This window comes from Alkaliphilus crotonatoxidans, from assembly GCF_054658015.1.
The window spans coordinates 1167922-1182244 of record NZ_BAAHXS010000006.1; the positions used below are offsets into that span (position 1 = coordinate 1167922).

At 40.7% G+C, this 14323-nt stretch carries 14 protein-coding genes; 1 reads left to right on the forward strand and 13 read right to left on the reverse strand.

What is annotated here, in order from left to right; all coding sequences use genetic code 11:
• Window positions 1–8: 8 nt before the first annotated feature.
• From hflX to ACYQ1I_RS17735, 4 genes are all read right to left on the reverse strand, one after another.
• Window positions 9–1298 carry a GTPase HflX gene (hflX, locus tag ACYQ1I_RS17720; protein ID WP_459767710.1) on the reverse strand — a complete coding sequence of 430 codons (1290 nt, stop codon included), beginning with the start codon at window positions 1296–1298 and terminating at the stop codon, window positions 9–11.
• A 154-nt stretch (window positions 1299–1452) separates the two neighbouring features.
• Window positions 1453–1737: a helix-turn-helix domain-containing protein gene (locus ACYQ1I_RS17725; RefSeq protein WP_459767712.1), complete on the reverse strand. Its 285-nt coding sequence runs from the start codon at window positions 1735–1737 to the stop codon at window positions 1453–1455.
• A gap of 474 nt (window positions 1738–2211) precedes the next feature.
• A complete protein-coding gene (locus ACYQ1I_RS17730; protein WP_459767714.1) occupies window positions 2212–2409 on the reverse strand; it encodes a hypothetical protein in 198 nt (65 codons plus the stop codon).
• 15 nt (window positions 2410–2424) lie between these two features.
• The gene (locus ACYQ1I_RS17735; protein ID WP_459767716.1) at window positions 2425–3747 is read right to left on the reverse strand and encodes a helix-turn-helix domain-containing protein; all 1323 of its coding nucleotides are present in this window, start codon (window positions 3745–3747) and stop codon (window positions 2425–2427) included.
• A gap of 556 nt (window positions 3748–4303) precedes the next feature.
• Between ACYQ1I_RS17735 and dmpI the strand changes: the two genes are divergently transcribed.
• Entirely contained in the window at window positions 4304–4489 is a 186-nt protein-coding gene (gene dmpI, locus ACYQ1I_RS17740; RefSeq protein ID WP_459767718.1) for a 4-oxalocrotonate tautomerase DmpI, read from the forward strand.
• A 119-nt stretch (window positions 4490–4608) separates the two neighbouring features.
• Here the strand turns inward: dmpI and sigK are convergent, their stop codons facing one another.
• The 9 genes from sigK to ACYQ1I_RS17785 all read right to left on the reverse strand — a co-directional run bounded on the left by sigK (window position 4609) and on the right by ACYQ1I_RS17785 (window position 14121).
• Window positions 4609–5328 (reverse strand): RNA polymerase sporulation sigma factor SigK, encoded by a 720-nt coding sequence (sigK, locus tag ACYQ1I_RS17745; RefSeq protein WP_459767720.1) that lies wholly within the window; start codon window positions 5326–5328, stop codon window positions 4609–4611.
• Between the two features lie 137 nt (window positions 5329–5465).
• On the reverse strand, window positions 5466–5897 hold the full coding sequence (locus tag ACYQ1I_RS17750; RefSeq protein WP_459767722.1) for a VOC family protein: 432 nt from the start codon (window positions 5895–5897) through the stop codon (window positions 5466–5468).
• A gap of 95 nt (window positions 5898–5992) precedes the next feature.
• Complete coding sequence (proC, locus tag ACYQ1I_RS17755; RefSeq protein WP_459767723.1) at window positions 5993–6799, reverse strand: pyrroline-5-carboxylate reductase; 807 nt, start codon at window positions 6797–6799, stop codon at window positions 5993–5995.
• 35 nt (window positions 6800–6834) lie between these two features.
• Complete coding sequence (proB, locus tag ACYQ1I_RS17760; RefSeq protein ID WP_459767725.1) at window positions 6835–7641, reverse strand: glutamate 5-kinase; 807 nt, start codon at window positions 7639–7641, stop codon at window positions 6835–6837.
• A 3-nt stretch (window positions 7642–7644) separates the two neighbouring features.
• Window positions 7645–8886, reverse strand: a complete 1242-nt coding sequence (locus ACYQ1I_RS17765; RefSeq protein WP_459767727.1) for a glutamate-5-semialdehyde dehydrogenase — start codon at window positions 8884–8886, stop codon at window positions 7645–7647.
• A 147-nt stretch (window positions 8887–9033) separates the two neighbouring features.
• Window positions 9034–10332: an asparagine--tRNA ligase gene (gene asnS, locus ACYQ1I_RS17770; protein WP_459767729.1), complete on the reverse strand. Its 1299-nt coding sequence runs from the start codon at window positions 10330–10332 to the stop codon at window positions 9034–9036.
• A gap of 26 nt (window positions 10333–10358) precedes the next feature.
• Window positions 10359–11792 (reverse strand): adenylosuccinate lyase, encoded by a 1434-nt coding sequence (gene purB, locus ACYQ1I_RS17775; protein WP_459767731.1) that lies wholly within the window; start codon window positions 11790–11792, stop codon window positions 10359–10361.
• A gap of 170 nt (window positions 11793–11962) precedes the next feature.
• Window positions 11963–13156, reverse strand: coding sequence for a pyridoxal phosphate-dependent aminotransferase (locus ACYQ1I_RS17780; protein ID WP_459767733.1), 1194 nt, complete (start codon window positions 13154–13156; stop codon window positions 11963–11965).
• Between the two features lie 140 nt (window positions 13157–13296).
• Window positions 13297–14121, reverse strand: a complete 825-nt coding sequence (locus ACYQ1I_RS17785; RefSeq protein WP_459767734.1) for a PHP domain-containing protein — start codon at window positions 14119–14121, stop codon at window positions 13297–13299.
• Window positions 14122–14323 lie beyond the last annotated feature (202 nt).

Here is a 14323-nt window from a genome sequence, read left to right on the forward strand (position 1 = left end):
CCACCTGCCTAAGACTTTATTTCATATGCCTGGTATTTGCTGTAATCCTCAAGGGAAAGCCTCACCTTTAAATAAATTCCGGTTTCCTGATATTCTGATTCAAGAACCGTTGCAGCTTCATGGAGGCTCGAGGCCACAGCCCCTTTATCATAGGGAATCATTAGTTCAACCTCTTTATTAGCAGCCCCTACCTCCTGCTGAATCCTTTGTATTAGCTGATCTAGATTAATGCCCTTTTTAGCAGATATGGTCAGGGAATTTTCATATTTAGGAACTAATCCTTCATCCCGCAGCAGGTCAATTTTGTTATAAACATCAACGATTTTCTTTTCCTCTACCTTTAGCTCCTTCAGCACCGTCAGGGTTGTCTCTCTTTGAAGGTGATAATCTTCATTGGAGGCATCAATGACATGCAGCAATAGATCTGCATACTTTACCTCTTCAAGGGTGGCCTTGAAGGCATCCACCAAATGGTGGGGTAATCTGCTGACAAAGCCTACGGTATCGGTAAGCAGGAAATTAAAATTGTCTGGAAGGCTCAACCGCCTTAAGGATACCTCCAGAGTTGCAAAGAGCATATTTTCTGCATAAACCTCCCGCTCAGCACCGTAGTCTTCACTCATTCTCAGCAAGCTATTCATCAGGGTAGACTTACCTGCATTGGTATAGCCCACCAGAGCCACAATGGGTAAATCTGATTTAATTCGCTGGGCCCGTTGTACCTCTCGAACTCTTTTTACTTCATCGAGCTGCTCTTTGATATAATCTATTTTTCTCATAATGTGTCTTCTATCGGTTTCAAGCTTTGTTTCTCCGGGGCCCCTGGTACCAATACCAGCCCCCAGCCTAGAAAGCTTATTACCTAGGCCCGTCAGCCTTGGCAAGCGATATTTTAGCTGGGCCAGCTCTACTTGAAGCTTTGCTTCCTTAGTAGTGGCCCGCCGTGCAAAGATATCAAGAATTAAAGTCGTACGATCAATTACATCAACTCCAATAAGCTCCTCAAGATTTCGTATTTGTGAACCTGAAAGCTCATCGTTAAAAATTACCAAATTTGCCCCATGGGCCTTACATAGGTCTCTAATTTCCTCTACCTTTCCTTTTCCTATAAATAAGGCTGCATCAACCGTTGGCCGATTTTGAATTGATAGGGCTAAAACCTCCACTCTGGCTGCTTGGGCCAGCTCCACCAATTCATCCATAGAGCTTTCTATACCAATGTCTTCCTTTATTCTTGTTTGATTTAACCCCACCAATACTGCTTGATATTGAATTTCATCCTTTGTTTCCATCTCCATACCCTTTTCACTCCTTCCGTCAATCAAAGGTATTTTCTACCTTTAATCATACCTATATCCTAAAGCGTTGGCAATAGTATTTAAACGCTCCAGGAAATTTTATATAAATTTTTAAAGCATCACCCTGTTATGTAGGATGATGCTTTTTCAAAGACTAATTTCTTAATTCTCGAAATAAAATATCCTCAGGGCACCTAAGAATTTCACATACCTTCTCAATGTTTTCCTCCTTTGGAATTCGGCCCTCGTAAATCCAGGCCTGTACCGTACGGGGAGAAACACCAATGCGTTCGGCCATATCACTCACCTTAATATCGTCAGCAAACATCAGGCCCAGCATGTATCGGTTTTTTATTTCCCAGGTTTTTAATCTTCTAAATCTCTTTTTACGAATTCCTTTTCCAAGAACCCTTCTGGCTCTTTCTGAAGCAGTTTCCATCTTATCACCTTTCTAATTATAATCTTAACGGGCTTCCCCATGGTCTTTTTTCATTATTGACAACTTTTTCTTAAATATTCAATCCCTATGGAATTCCCCAATTGTTTGTTAGCTGAATTATCAAATCAAATGTTAGTATACTCACAATTTATTATTATACAAAATTTCCGCAGGTTTTGCCAGTAAAAGATTGGTAAAGGTGTTAGGTTTTTTTCTATTATTCTTCAAAAATACTGCCTTCAGATGTACCCTTAGTGAAAATCCATTGTTGGAAAGCCACTTAAAAGAATAAGTATAACTGTACAAACATTAAGAATAGTTTCTGTGTACACTATCAAAAAACCCCCATCTTCATGGGGGCAAAATAATATTCAATCTTTAACAATTATAGTACATATGTAACTACCTTAATATAAAAACTTTCCTGAGTAGTGTTTTTTCTTGTCAATTTTTTAAAGATAGATCGAATTGACATTAATCTATATCAGGGTTCGGATTTGGTCCTAGTTGTATAATTGGTTGATGTATACTGGAATTAATTGTTGAAATAACGACTCTTTTTCCATAATCATAGGATTGTTCTGTTTTTGTTATTGCTTCTGTTACAAGAACTTGACTAAAAAAGATGATAGTGCATGAAATAAACATTAATAACCGCTTTCGTAAATTCATTATAAAATTCCTCCTTTATTTTACATTAAACTTAATTGATTGTGCTTTATACGTATACTCTAGACATTTTTTCATATCTTTCTTCTTACAATAAAGCTCGATATAGCATAGATATATTTCGTTTAATTTTTCCTTCATCGCTTTTTTTAGCACATACTCTTCTAACCAGTTTAATTTCTTTTCTGCCTGATCATAACAGTTGGTATGGATATCAATTTGAGCTCTTATTATAGATAACCCAATTACTACATTTGTTTCCGAAACCTTACTAGCATATACCAAACCTTCTTCAACTATACTATGAGCTTTGTTTACTTGACTTAATTCTAAGTAAGCCTTAGCTTCAAACAGATACAAATAAGCAACAACATTAGGCTCCCCATCATCAGCATATTGTAAGGCAGACTCTATACTATCGATACTATGTTGATATTCTCCTTTTCTTATATACAGGTCGGCATAGCTTTCATAAACCAAAAACAATAATCCCCTGGAAAATTTTGTTGATTTTTTCAATAGCTTATTAAAGATCTTGGCAGCCTTTGTATAGTTTTGAACTTCTAAATAAGTATTGGCTTCCATAAGAATTATCTCATAAAATTTCTCATCTTCTTTATTATAAAATTCTTTAAATTCTGCAATTAAGCTAAAAGCTGTATCATATCGCTTAAGCTTAATGTAGCACAGTATTTTATTCTTCCTAACTAATATCTTCATCAAATCATAATTACTTGGGTGATGGGTAATGATGGTGTCGTAGACCTTTTCATAATATAAGAGAGCTTGATCTGGTGAGTCTAACTGATATAAACTACTACCAATTAGGTTATACATAGAGGCTACCTTGTGATAGTTTTCATACTTTAGATGATATTCCAGCACATCAAAGAAATCCTTTAATCCTTTATTGTACTGATAGGTTTTGTAATAGAATCGGCCCCTAGCCTCCTTAAGCTCTGCAATCATATTTTGTAGATTCCATTCCTTTGCAAAATCAATTAGCCTTTGGAAGCTACTATATACCTCTTTTTCTGCACCAGCTGTGGGGTTATCCAATAGCTCTCGCATTTCGTCCAGTCTTTCTCGAATCATTCGCTGGGCCTGTTCTACCTCCGATTCAAGCAGTAAATCTGGTGTAATTTCCTTACCAAGGTTTATGTAATATTTATTGAGGGCATCAGAAATAACCCTGGCAGTTTTAAAGGTAAGGTTTCTTTTATTGTTTTCAATCATACTGATTAAACTTCTGGTGATCTCGTCATTTGAAATGTCATCCTGCTTTAGTCCAATTCGTGTTCTTAGTTCCTTAATTTTTTCCCCTCTGCTTAAAACCCGCATCGCTTTTTCTTTTCCCCCTTACTTTTATCAGAAAAGTAAAAATATTACTACTTGAATATAGTATAATTCCACTTAGACAGTATGTCAACTGTAATTGTGAAATTTTGTCGTTTTTTTACAGCCCTTAACACCCAATCATTTAGCTATTTTGAAATAGCAATATATTTTTTATACGAAAAATATTTATTTGATGGGTCTTGAATTGTTAAACCCATGTAACACAATATAGGATCAAAATTTACCTTGTATATAGTCGATCTGCTGAAGGGTTTATTAACCTAGTATTAAGGGCTTAGTAAAAGTAACAAGGTTAATAATTAATGTTATTAGTAGGCTAATTGGGAAAACTGAGTTTATTTTTTAATTTTAATGTATAAGGTTAGCTAAATTGGTAGATAATATCAATGAGAATATGATGCGATAAAGGTTTTTTAGTCCCCCTTTAATCCCTTTTGACCAGCATATTCTCATTTTTTTATCAAATCCTAACGGTCTAGCTTGTTTATTTAAGCTAATTTCTTTATAATATAAGTAAATCTATTAAGGAGCTGATTCAATGCCTGTTATTAATATCGAGTGTGGAAAAATAACAAAGGAGCAAAAAGAAAAGCTGGTGGCGGGTCTGGTAGAAAAGGCCAGTGAAGTATTAAATATTCCTCAACAGGCCTTTGTAACCCTGATTAAGGAAAATGATTTAGAGAACGTTGGAAATGGTGCCGAGCTTCTAGCAAACAAGAAATAACTTAATTGTTTATACATAATTAATAAAGGCCGATTGAGTCGGCCTTTTTACATGCTTTTTTATCCTATTAGTTGAATGTATTTTTTTATCACTTAGCTGTTTATCAGGCTCGTATGGATCTACCCGTCGTCCTTTCCTTGAAAGGCTTTATATAGCTTCTTTACCGCCCGTTTTTCTATTCTTGAAACATATGATCTGGAAATTCCCAGCATGCGAGCGATTTCCCGCTGAGTCATGCTGGCCCCATTGCTGATGCCATAGCGCAGCTCCACCACGATTCGTTCTCTTTTTTTCAATACTGCTGCCATTTTACTGTAGAGCTTTTTTATTTGCATTTTCAGCTCTACCTCTTCTAATATCTTATCTGGTTCAGTACCTAACAGATCCAACAGTGAGATCTCGTTCCCCTCTTTATCCATGCCAATAGGCTCTTGAAGGGATACCTCTGTTTTTAGCTTTTTACTGGAACGTATAGTCATTAAAATTTCGTTTTCTATACACCTAGCGGCATAGGTGGCCAGTCGAGTTCCTTTCTTTCGGTCGAAGGTAGTAATTCCCTTAATTAAACCAATGGTGCCGATGGATATTAGATCATCTGCATCAACACCAATATTTGAGTACTTTTTCACAATATGTGCCACTAACCTCAAATTCCGCTCGACAAGAATATTTCTTGCCTCTTCGTCCCCCTCTTCATAGCGTTCTAAGTATTCTGCCTCTTCCTCTGGGGTTAAGGGCTGAGGAAAAGAAGTGCTGCTGGAGATGTACGATACTGCAAACATAAAAGGTTTGAATACGAAAGGTGCTATTCCTGACAACAATGCCCACATGAAGATCATCTCCCTCCTGAAAACCTCTATAAAAGGTCACTTTTAATAATATGTGGTATGATCTTCATGTGTGCATGTACGGTAAATATTTAGCTTTGTCACTCTTGGCCTATTTCGCAGCAAATTAATAGACCTTATTTTCTCGTTTAAGGCTGATTGTCCTCTTGGTCAGAGGCAATTATAAAGCCCGGCCAATGATTTTCCTTTGCCCAGCTTAAGCGATGCTCCAGGGTATGGTAATGAAGCTCCAGCTTGTGTCCATCGGGGTCTAAAAAGTAGAAGGATTCACCTTCAGAGGTATTTTCCTTAAAGGCATCGACCCCTGCATCCTCTAACCGAGCCTTTAAGCGATGATAGTCAAGGGATAACACATTGAAGGCAACATGGGTATAGTCTGAAGCAGGTTGCTTTTTCTTGTTTCGATCCACGTTGAGGGCAATCCAGGTGGCCCCTGCCTGCAAATAGGCTCCCTGCTGCCATTTGGCCACCAGTCTTAAACCCAGCAGCTCAACATAAAAGGCCAGTGATCTATTCAGGTCACTGACTGCAAAGGTAATATGATTGATTCCATTGATCATAAATTTCCTCCTTTGGTTTTCCTTTTCATTTTCTTCACTCCAACAAAATTACAAAAAGAGCCCACCACAAGCAGGTAGGCAATATTTTGACAGATTTATTTTTTAGCTGGGGTCTTGAGCTTTTGGCTGCACACCTCTAAGGCCTCCATCACAATTCCTCTAAAACCATTCTTTTCCAGTGAATAGACTCCCTCTATGGTAACCCCCCCAGGTGAGGTGACCATATCCTTCAGCGGCCCCGGATGAAGCTCCTTTTTAAGAATCATTAGCCCGGTACCCACCAGGGTTTGGGCTGCATATTGATAGGCCTTTTCCCTGGGCATTCCCTGGAGCACAGCCCCATCGGCCATGGCCTCCACCATTTGGGCTATAAAGGCAGGGCTGCAGCCACTTAAACAGGTGGCGGCATCCATTAAATGTTCACTGATCAGATCTACCCGACCAATACTACTGAATAATTCTGTAGTGATGTCAATGTCTTCCTGGGTGGCATGGGGGCTGCTGCTCATGGGCAGCATTCCCTCCCCCACACTGACAGCCACATTGGGCATAATTCGTATGATTTTTTGAGGGTTGGAGAAGTACCCCTGAATTTCATCAATGGTTATACCAGCAGCAATAGAAACCAGCAATTGATCTTCATTGATAAAGGGGCTGATTTCATTTAAAACAACCGGATAAATATTGGGCTTTATGCCAAGCACAATCACATCACATTGCTTCGCCAGCTGGATATTTGTATCAAGAGCATTCACTCCATTTTCCCTGCAAAGCTTCTCCAGCTTTTTTCTGGAGCGGTTGGTAACAAAAATGCTGTCATTGATTTGATCAAACCTGGAAACTAACCCGTCAATGATGGTGGCGGTCATATTTCCTGCCCCGATAAAGCCTATTTTTCTCATAGTGTTCACCTCAATAAAATTGTCTATGTTGCGTACTAAAATTCGGTAGGGTAAAACAGGGTGGCCTTGGCTTTACCTTCCATGATACTGGTTAAGATGTTATGTTTTTTTCCATTGGCCAAAATCATATGAATTCCATACCGGTTTACAATTCGGGCCGCCTCAATTTTGGTCGAGATTCCGCCCGTACCAAAGGAATTAGTCTCGCCGATTTCTATCTCCTTAAGCATTTGGTCTATATCCCTGACCTCCTCCAGAAGCACAGCATCGTTGTGTTCTTTAGGATTTTTATTATAGATTCCATCGATATCACTTAACAAAATCAGTAGGTCTGCGTTCCAAAGACTGGCTGAAAGCGCTGCCAGGGTGTCGTTATCACCGATTTTTATTTCTTCAACACTTACTGTGTCATTTTCGTTAATAATTGGTACAACCCCTTCGTCTACCAAAGTAAAAAGGGTATTTCGTATATTTAAGGTTCTGGTTTGATCATAAAAATCCTCTCGGGTAAGGAGCATTTGACCAATGTAAATATCGTGCTGGGAAAAATGCTTGCTGTAGGCAGCCATCAGCTCCAGCTGGCCAATGGCGCAAAGGGCCTGCCGGTAATTGATGTCTCCCTTCCTTGACCATTTTCCGATTCTGCTGATTCCCGCAATCTGGGCACCGGAGGTAACAATTAAAACCTGTTTCCCCTCTCTTTTTAAGCGAACAATCTGTTCACACAGCTCCTCTAGAAATTCATCGTTTACGGTACCATCTGCATTGGACAGGGTATTGCTTCCAATTTTAATAACAATTTTCTTACTGTTTTTAATCACTGATTCAATCACTCTGCTCATTCCTTATTCTCTAATTTGTCCGTCACCAATTATGGTGTATTTTATGGTTACCAGCTCATTTAAGCCCATGGGCCCCCGGGCATGGATTTTTTGTGTACTGATTCCCATTTCAGCTCCAAAGCCAAATTCTGCGCCATCGGTAAATCGTGTGGAGGCATTGACATAAACCGCAGCAGCATCGACACGTCTTAAAAATTCATTGGCATTACTATAGCTTTCCGTTAAAATGGCCTCTGAATGCTTTGTTCCATATCGAGTAATATGGGTAATGGCCTCGTCAAGACCCTCTACCACCTTTATGGCCAAAATGTAATCTAAATATTCCTCGGCCCAATCCGCTTCAGTGGCCTGTTGAACATCAATTATCTGGCGGGTTTTAGCGCACCCTCGAAGGGCCACCCGATCTTCTAAATTGTTTTTTAGCATGGGCAGAAATTGCCCGGCGATGCTCTGATGAACTAGTACAGTTTCACAGGAATTACAGACACCTGGTCTTTGAACCTTGGCATTTTCAATAATTGCCAGGGCTTTGTCAGAATCAGCACTTTCATCAATGAAAATATGGCAGTTGCCCACCCCGGTTTCAATGGTGGGTACTGTGGCATGATCAACCACAAAACGGATTAAATCTGCCCCTCCCCGGGGAATAATCACGTCAATGTATTCATTCATCCGCAGCATTTCCTCCACCAGCCTTCGATCCAGGTCTTCTACCAGCTGAATCACCTCGGGGCTGATCTGACTTTTTTGAAGTCCCTCTCGAATGGCCTTTACCAGGGCTTTATTGGAGTGAATAGCAGAGGAGCTTCCCCTTAACAGGATTCCATTCCCGCTTTTAAAGGCCAGGGAAAAGGCATCTACCGTTACATTGGGTCTCGATTCATAAATAATTCCGATAACCCCCAGGGGCACACTCATTTTACTGACGGTCAAGCCGTTTTCCAGGCTCCATACCTCGTTACTTTTCCAGACTGGGTCTTTAAGCTTAATAATGGCTTCTATCCCCTCGATCATTCCTTCAATTCGGGCATTGTTCAGCCTTAGACGATCGATCAAGCTCTCCTTCATTCCCTTTTTAAGGGCAGCATCAATATCTTTTTGATTTTCCCTTAAAATTAAGGCTTTATTTTCCTTAATCGCTTCAGCCGTATATTTTAACGCTTCATTTTTAATGGTGGTTGAAACAGTGGCTAAAAGCTGTGAGGCTTCCTTTAATTTTTTACATTTCTCTATTAGCTCAGACATGGCTACACCTCTTTGTATCAATAATTTGCTTATAATTATATCTGATTTTGTATACAGAATCAAATGATATAAATCTCCAATAAATAAAAATGTTTTTTTATGGCCGGCGGCTTTAGTAAGCAAAAACAGCCCCAGGGGGGCTGTCGGTTAAGGATAAACCCGATTTAAGGTTCTGGCAAAGGGAATCGTCTGACGAATATGGTCTATACCGCAGATCCAGGCAACTGTCCTTTCCAGTCCCAGGCCAAAGCCTGAATGGGGCACTGAGCCATATCTTCTTAAATCCAGGTACCACTCATACAGTTCCTGGGGCAGCTCTTCCTCTTGAATACGTCTTAGAATCAGGTCAAGATCATGAATTCTTTCAGAACCGCCGATGATTTCACCATAGCCCTCGGGGGCAATTAAATCGGCTCCCAGAATGACATCGGGGTTTGTTGGGTCAGGCTGCATATAGAAGGCCTTCATTTTTGTTGGAAAATGAGTAATGAATACAGGCTTATCAAATTTTTCAGCAATATAGGTTTCATGAGGAGCACCGAAGTCTTCCCCCCACTCAAATTCAAAGCCTCCCTCTTGAAGCAGCTTAACTGCCTCGGTATAGGTAATTCTGGGGAAGGGAGCCTTAATTTTTTCTAGTATCGTTGTATCTCTTTGAAGCCTTTTGAGCTCTATCTTTTTATGCTGAAGAACTCTTTGTACGATATATTCCACCATTTGCTCCTGAATTTCCAGGTTCCCTTCAAAATCAACATAGGCCATTTCAGGCTCCACCATCCAAAATTCGTTTAAGTGCTTTCTGGTTTTGGATTTTTCTGCCCGGAAAGTGGGCCCAAAGCTATAGACCTTGCCAAAGGCCATGGCGGCGGCTTCGGCATAGAGCTGACCAGTTTGGGATAGGTACGCATTTTCACCAAAATAGTCGATCTCAAACAGCTCTGTGGTTCCTTCACAGGCAGCAGGGGTGATGATAGGCGGCTCTACCAGCACAAAACCCCTTTCGTGGAAGAAGGTTCTGATAGCCAGATTAATTTCGTCACGAATCCTTAATATGGCATTTTGCTTCGGTGAACGCATCCATAGGTGTCGATGCTCCATTAGAAAATCAGTTCCATGCTCCTTTAAGGATATTGGATATCCTTCAAGGGCTATGTGGATTGGTTTGACAGACTTCACTAGTATTTCAAAGCCGCTGGGGGCCCTGTCATCCTTTTGAACCAGTCCTATTACTTCAATTGATGATTCCTGGGTTAATTTTTTGCATACCTCAAAAACTGATTCTTCTACTTCTGCCTTTACCACAACCCCCTGTATAAAGCCGGAACCGTCTCTTATCTGTAAAAAATGTATTTTTCCGCTGGAGCGCTTATTAAACAGCCAGCCCTGTATGGTCACTTCCTTGCCATCATGCTTTGCAATTTCCTCTATTGTTGTTAAAACTGCCATTTATGGCACCTCCATCTCTATAATCATTACACCTTTAAATCTACCTTAAGACCAAGCAGATTCTTATTTTCTTCTATAATGGGATGAATATACTCCTTTAGAAAGTCTTCTACCTGTTGGGGCGCTCTGCCGATAAAGTTTTTAGGATCAAGCAATTCGTCCAGCTGTTCCCTTGTTAGGTTAAAGTCTTGATCTTTCAGTATTCTCTCGATTAAATCATTGGGCCTACCTTCGATTTTTACCTGCCGGGCGGCTTCCATGGAATGAAGTCTGATTTTTTCGTGAAGCTCCTGTCGGTCCCCCCCTTGTTTTACTGCCTCCATTAAAATATTCTCTGTGGCCATAAAGGGGAGCTCGTTTTCAATGTGCTGTAGAATCATTTTTTCATAGACCACCAAACCACTACATACATTGATGGCAATTTCCAAAATGGCATCTACTGCCATAAAGGCTTCAGGCAGGACAATTCTTCGGTTGGCAGAGTCATCAAGGGTTCTTTCAAACCACTGGACTGAAGCAGTCATAGCTGCATTTTGAGCTGCCGCCATAACATAGCGGGCCAAAGAAGCGATCCGTTCACTTCGCATGGGATTTCGCTTGTAGGCCATGGCCGAAGACCCTATTTGCCCCTTTTCAAAGGGCTCTTCAATTTCCTTCATGCTTTGTAAAAGCCGTAGATCGTTGGTCATTTTATGTAGGCTTTGGGCAATGCCACTTAATACTGTTAATACCTCGTAATCCAGCTTTCTTGAATAGGTTTGTCCTGTTACAGGGAAGGTTTTTTCAAAGCCCATCTTGTTAGCCACTCTTTTTTCCAGCTCTTTGACCTTTTCATCATCATTTTCAAACAGCTTGTAGAAGCTGGCCTGGGTTCCGGTGGTTCCCTTAACGCCCCTTAACTTCATTCTATCCAATTGAAATTCTAAATTTTCATAATCCATTAATAAATCCAGCAGCCACAGGGTACCTCTTTTTCCCACTGTGGTCAATTGAGCCGGCTGAAAATGAGTAAAGCCCAGGGTAGGCAAGGCCCTATAGGTTTGGCAAAAATCCTCCAACACGTGAAAAAGATTTACCATTTTCCCCTTAATCAGCCCTAGGGCATCTCGCATAATAATGACGTCGGTGTTGTCACCTACATAGGCGCTGGTGGCCCCCAGATGGATGATTCCCTTAGCCTTGGGACACTGCTCGCCATAGGCATATACATGGGACATAACATCATGTCTTGTCTCCTTTTCACGCTGGATGGCTACCTCATAATTAATGTTTTTCTGATTGGCCTTTAACTCTGCGATTTGTTCGTCGGTAATGGGCAGTCCCAATTCCTTTTCGGCCTCTGCCAGGGCGATCCATAGCTTTCTCCAGGTGATAAACTTATTATCAGGAGAAAAAAGGTAGGTCATTTCCTGGCTGGCATATCGTTCAATAAGGGGATTTTGGTAAATAGGCTTGTTCAATCGTTCCTTCTCCTTTCATTCCATATCGGGTTGCTTCAAATGATATGTATAATAATGGGCTATTTTTCAGGTAAGGTTTTACTACTCAGAAAAGCCAGCAAACACAGCGTATACTTATACGTAAGGATGCTGGCCTGAATCTTTTTAACTGATAATTGCCCTTATATTTGCTATTGCTTTAACACCGCTTCAATTCTCTGAAGACCTTCCTTAATGTTCTCCATTGAATTCGCATAGGATAATCTTACATATTGATCTACGCCAAAGGCGATTCCCGGAACCACAGCCACATGGGCCTCATCCAGCAAAAGCTCTGACAAATCAAGGGAGTTGTTAATTTTTTTACCCTTTACAACCGTTCCTAATATTTTAGATATATTCATCATAACATAAAAGGCTCCCCTGGGGGGGATACATGACAGCCCCTCGATCTGATTGATCCGTTCAACCGTGTACTTTCTTCTTTCATCAAAGGCCAGTCTCATTGTTTCTACTGAGGAATTATCCCCTAAAAGGGCCTCTACACTGGCATATTGGGCAATGGTATTGGGATGGGAGGTGGCATGACTTTGGACATTCCCCATTATTTTCGCAATTTCACGGTTGGAAGCGGTATAGCCTACCCGCCAGCCAGTCATGGCATAGGCCTTTGACATTCCATTAATCACAATGGTTTGTTCCTTAATTTCATCATTTAAGCTGGCAATACTGATATGCTCTGCTCCTTCATAAACCAGCTTTTCATAGATTTCATCAGAAATTACAGCAAAGCCATGGGTCACAGCCAGATCTGCAATTGCCTCTAATTCTGCCCTTGTATATAATGAGCCGGTGGGATTAGAGGGGGTGTTTAAGATTAACGCCTTGGTTTTAGGGGTTATGGCGGCCTTTAGGCCCTCGGCCGTAAGCTTAAATTCATTTTCCTCTGTACACGCTACAAATACTGGCTCACCGCCTGAAATTTTCACCAGCTCTACATAGCTTACCCAATAGGGTACTGGAATAATCACTTCATCCCCGGGATTGCAAAGGGCCTCCAGGGTATTATGCAGGGCTTGTTTAGCACCGTTGGTAATAATAATCTGCTCGGGAGTATAATCTAAATGATTGTCTTGCTTCAGCTTTACACATACGGCCTCCTTTAGCTTTGGGTATCCAGAAGCCGCTGTATACCGGGTAAAGCCTGCCCTCATTCCCTCTACTGCAGCTTGAATAATGTTTTCGGGGGTGTTAAAATCCGGTTCACCTACCCCGAAGCTGATGACATTTAAACCCTGTGCCTTCATTTGCTTTGCCTTGGCATCAATAGCCAGGGTAACTGACGCTGCAATTTTTTGATTTTTCTCTGAAAGCTTGATTTTCATTGCAATCCCTCCGACACCATAGTTTCATTACCTATGTTATTGTTTTAAGGCTTCAATATCTATCTTATTTTAACAAATTTTTCTGTTGATTTCTACAGGTAATTCAAACATTGTATGGATTTGAAAAAACTCGGGTCAGACTACCTGATTTTCAGGATGGCAGCGATGGAATCAATCGAAACCCCCTTGCTGCCTAGATCGCCATGGTACCCCTCTTGATTGGGGGGATGATGAAAATCTGAACCACCGGTTATTAACAATCCCCTGCTTTGGGCCAGGCTTCTGTAGGCTTCGGTGGCCTCCTGTCCATTGTCGGGATGATAAACCTCGATGCCGTCGACTCCATAATCCACCAGCTCCTTTAGGATTTCTTCTGATTCAATTAAACCGGGATGAGCCACCACAGCAAATCCCCCCAGCTTCTTGATCAGATCAATGGCCCCATAGGGAGACAGCTTAAATCGTTCAACATAGGCCGGGCACCCCTTGGATAAATACTGCTGAAAGGCTTCATAGGTGTTTTTTACATAGCCCTTTTCCACCAGCACACCGGCAATATGGGGTCTGCCTAGAATTCCCTGGCCAGCAGCAGCCTTGACCTCATCTATTGTGATGGATAACCCCAGGTCCCTTAATTTTTCCGTAATTTTAACGGCCCTCTGTACCCGTTGTTCTTTAAGGGTACGTAATACTTCCATGAGTTCCTTGTCTTCATAATCTATCCTATACCCCAGGATGTGAATTTCTTCACCATTGATTTCTGTACTCAATTCAATACCGGGTATGACTATAAAATCCTTTTTTGTTTTTCCATATTTCAGGGCTTCCCCAATTCCTTCCACTGTATCATGATCTGTAATGGCAATGCCGGCTAAATCTCGCTTAACAGCCAAATTTATAACCTGAGAGGGTGAATAGATGCCATCAGAGGCAGTGGTATGAACATGCATATCGATTTTTTTCAAGATGACGCCTCCCATCTATAAAAGATACTATATTTTATTATAATTCTATTATTCCCCCCTTGTCAGCATCTATCTGTATTCTTATAATATATTCCTTTAATAAATAGAAGCCGTTATTTTAATTAACATATATTATCAATATGCCTACGGAAACACCATAAAAAAAAATCTACTAATTTCTTAGTAGATTTTTATGACTTTG

Excerpts from the sequence above, each read along its gene's own strand:
- proC (WP_459767723.1), bottom strand. The coding sequence starts at position 6,799 with ATGAGAAAAATAGGCTTTATCGGGGCAGGAAATATGACCGCCACCATC.
- ACYQ1I_RS17780 (WP_459767733.1), bottom strand. The coding sequence starts at position 13,156 with ATGAAAATCAAGCTTTCAGAGAAAAATCAAAAAATTGCAGCGTCAGTT.
- ACYQ1I_RS17725 (WP_459767712.1), bottom strand. The coding sequence starts at position 1,737 with ATGGAAACTGCTTCAGAAAGAGCCAGAAGGGTTCTTGGAAAAGGAATT.
- dmpI (WP_459767718.1), top strand. The coding sequence starts at position 4,304 with ATGCCTGTTATTAATATCGAGTGTGGAAAAATAACAAAGGAGCAAAAA.
- ACYQ1I_RS17735 (WP_459767716.1), bottom strand. The coding sequence starts at position 3,747 with ATGCGGGTTTTAAGCAGAGGGGAAAAAATTAAGGAACTAAGAACACGA.
- proB (WP_459767725.1), bottom strand. The coding sequence starts at position 7,641 with ATGAGCAGAGTGATTGAATCAGTGATTAAAAACAGTAAGAAAATTGTT.
- ACYQ1I_RS17765 (WP_459767727.1), bottom strand. The coding sequence starts at position 8,886 with ATGTCTGAGCTAATAGAGAAATGTAAAAAATTAAAGGAAGCCTCACAG.
- ACYQ1I_RS17750 (WP_459767722.1), bottom strand. The coding sequence starts at position 5,897 with ATGATCAATGGAATCAATCATATTACCTTTGCAGTCAGTGACCTGAAT.
- ACYQ1I_RS17730 (WP_459767714.1), bottom strand. The coding sequence starts at position 2,409 with ATGAATTTACGAAAGCGGTTATTAATGTTTATTTCATGCACTATCATC.
- hflX (WP_459767710.1), bottom strand. The coding sequence starts at position 1,298 with ATGGAGATGGAAACAAAGGATGAAATTCAATATCAAGCAGTATTGGTG.
- sigK (WP_459767720.1), bottom strand. The coding sequence starts at position 5,328 with ATGATCTTCATGTGGGCATTGTTGTCAGGAATAGCACCTTTCGTATTC.
- asnS (WP_459767729.1), bottom strand. The coding sequence starts at position 10,332 with ATGGCAGTTTTAACAACAATAGAGGAAATTGCAAAGCATGATGGCAAG.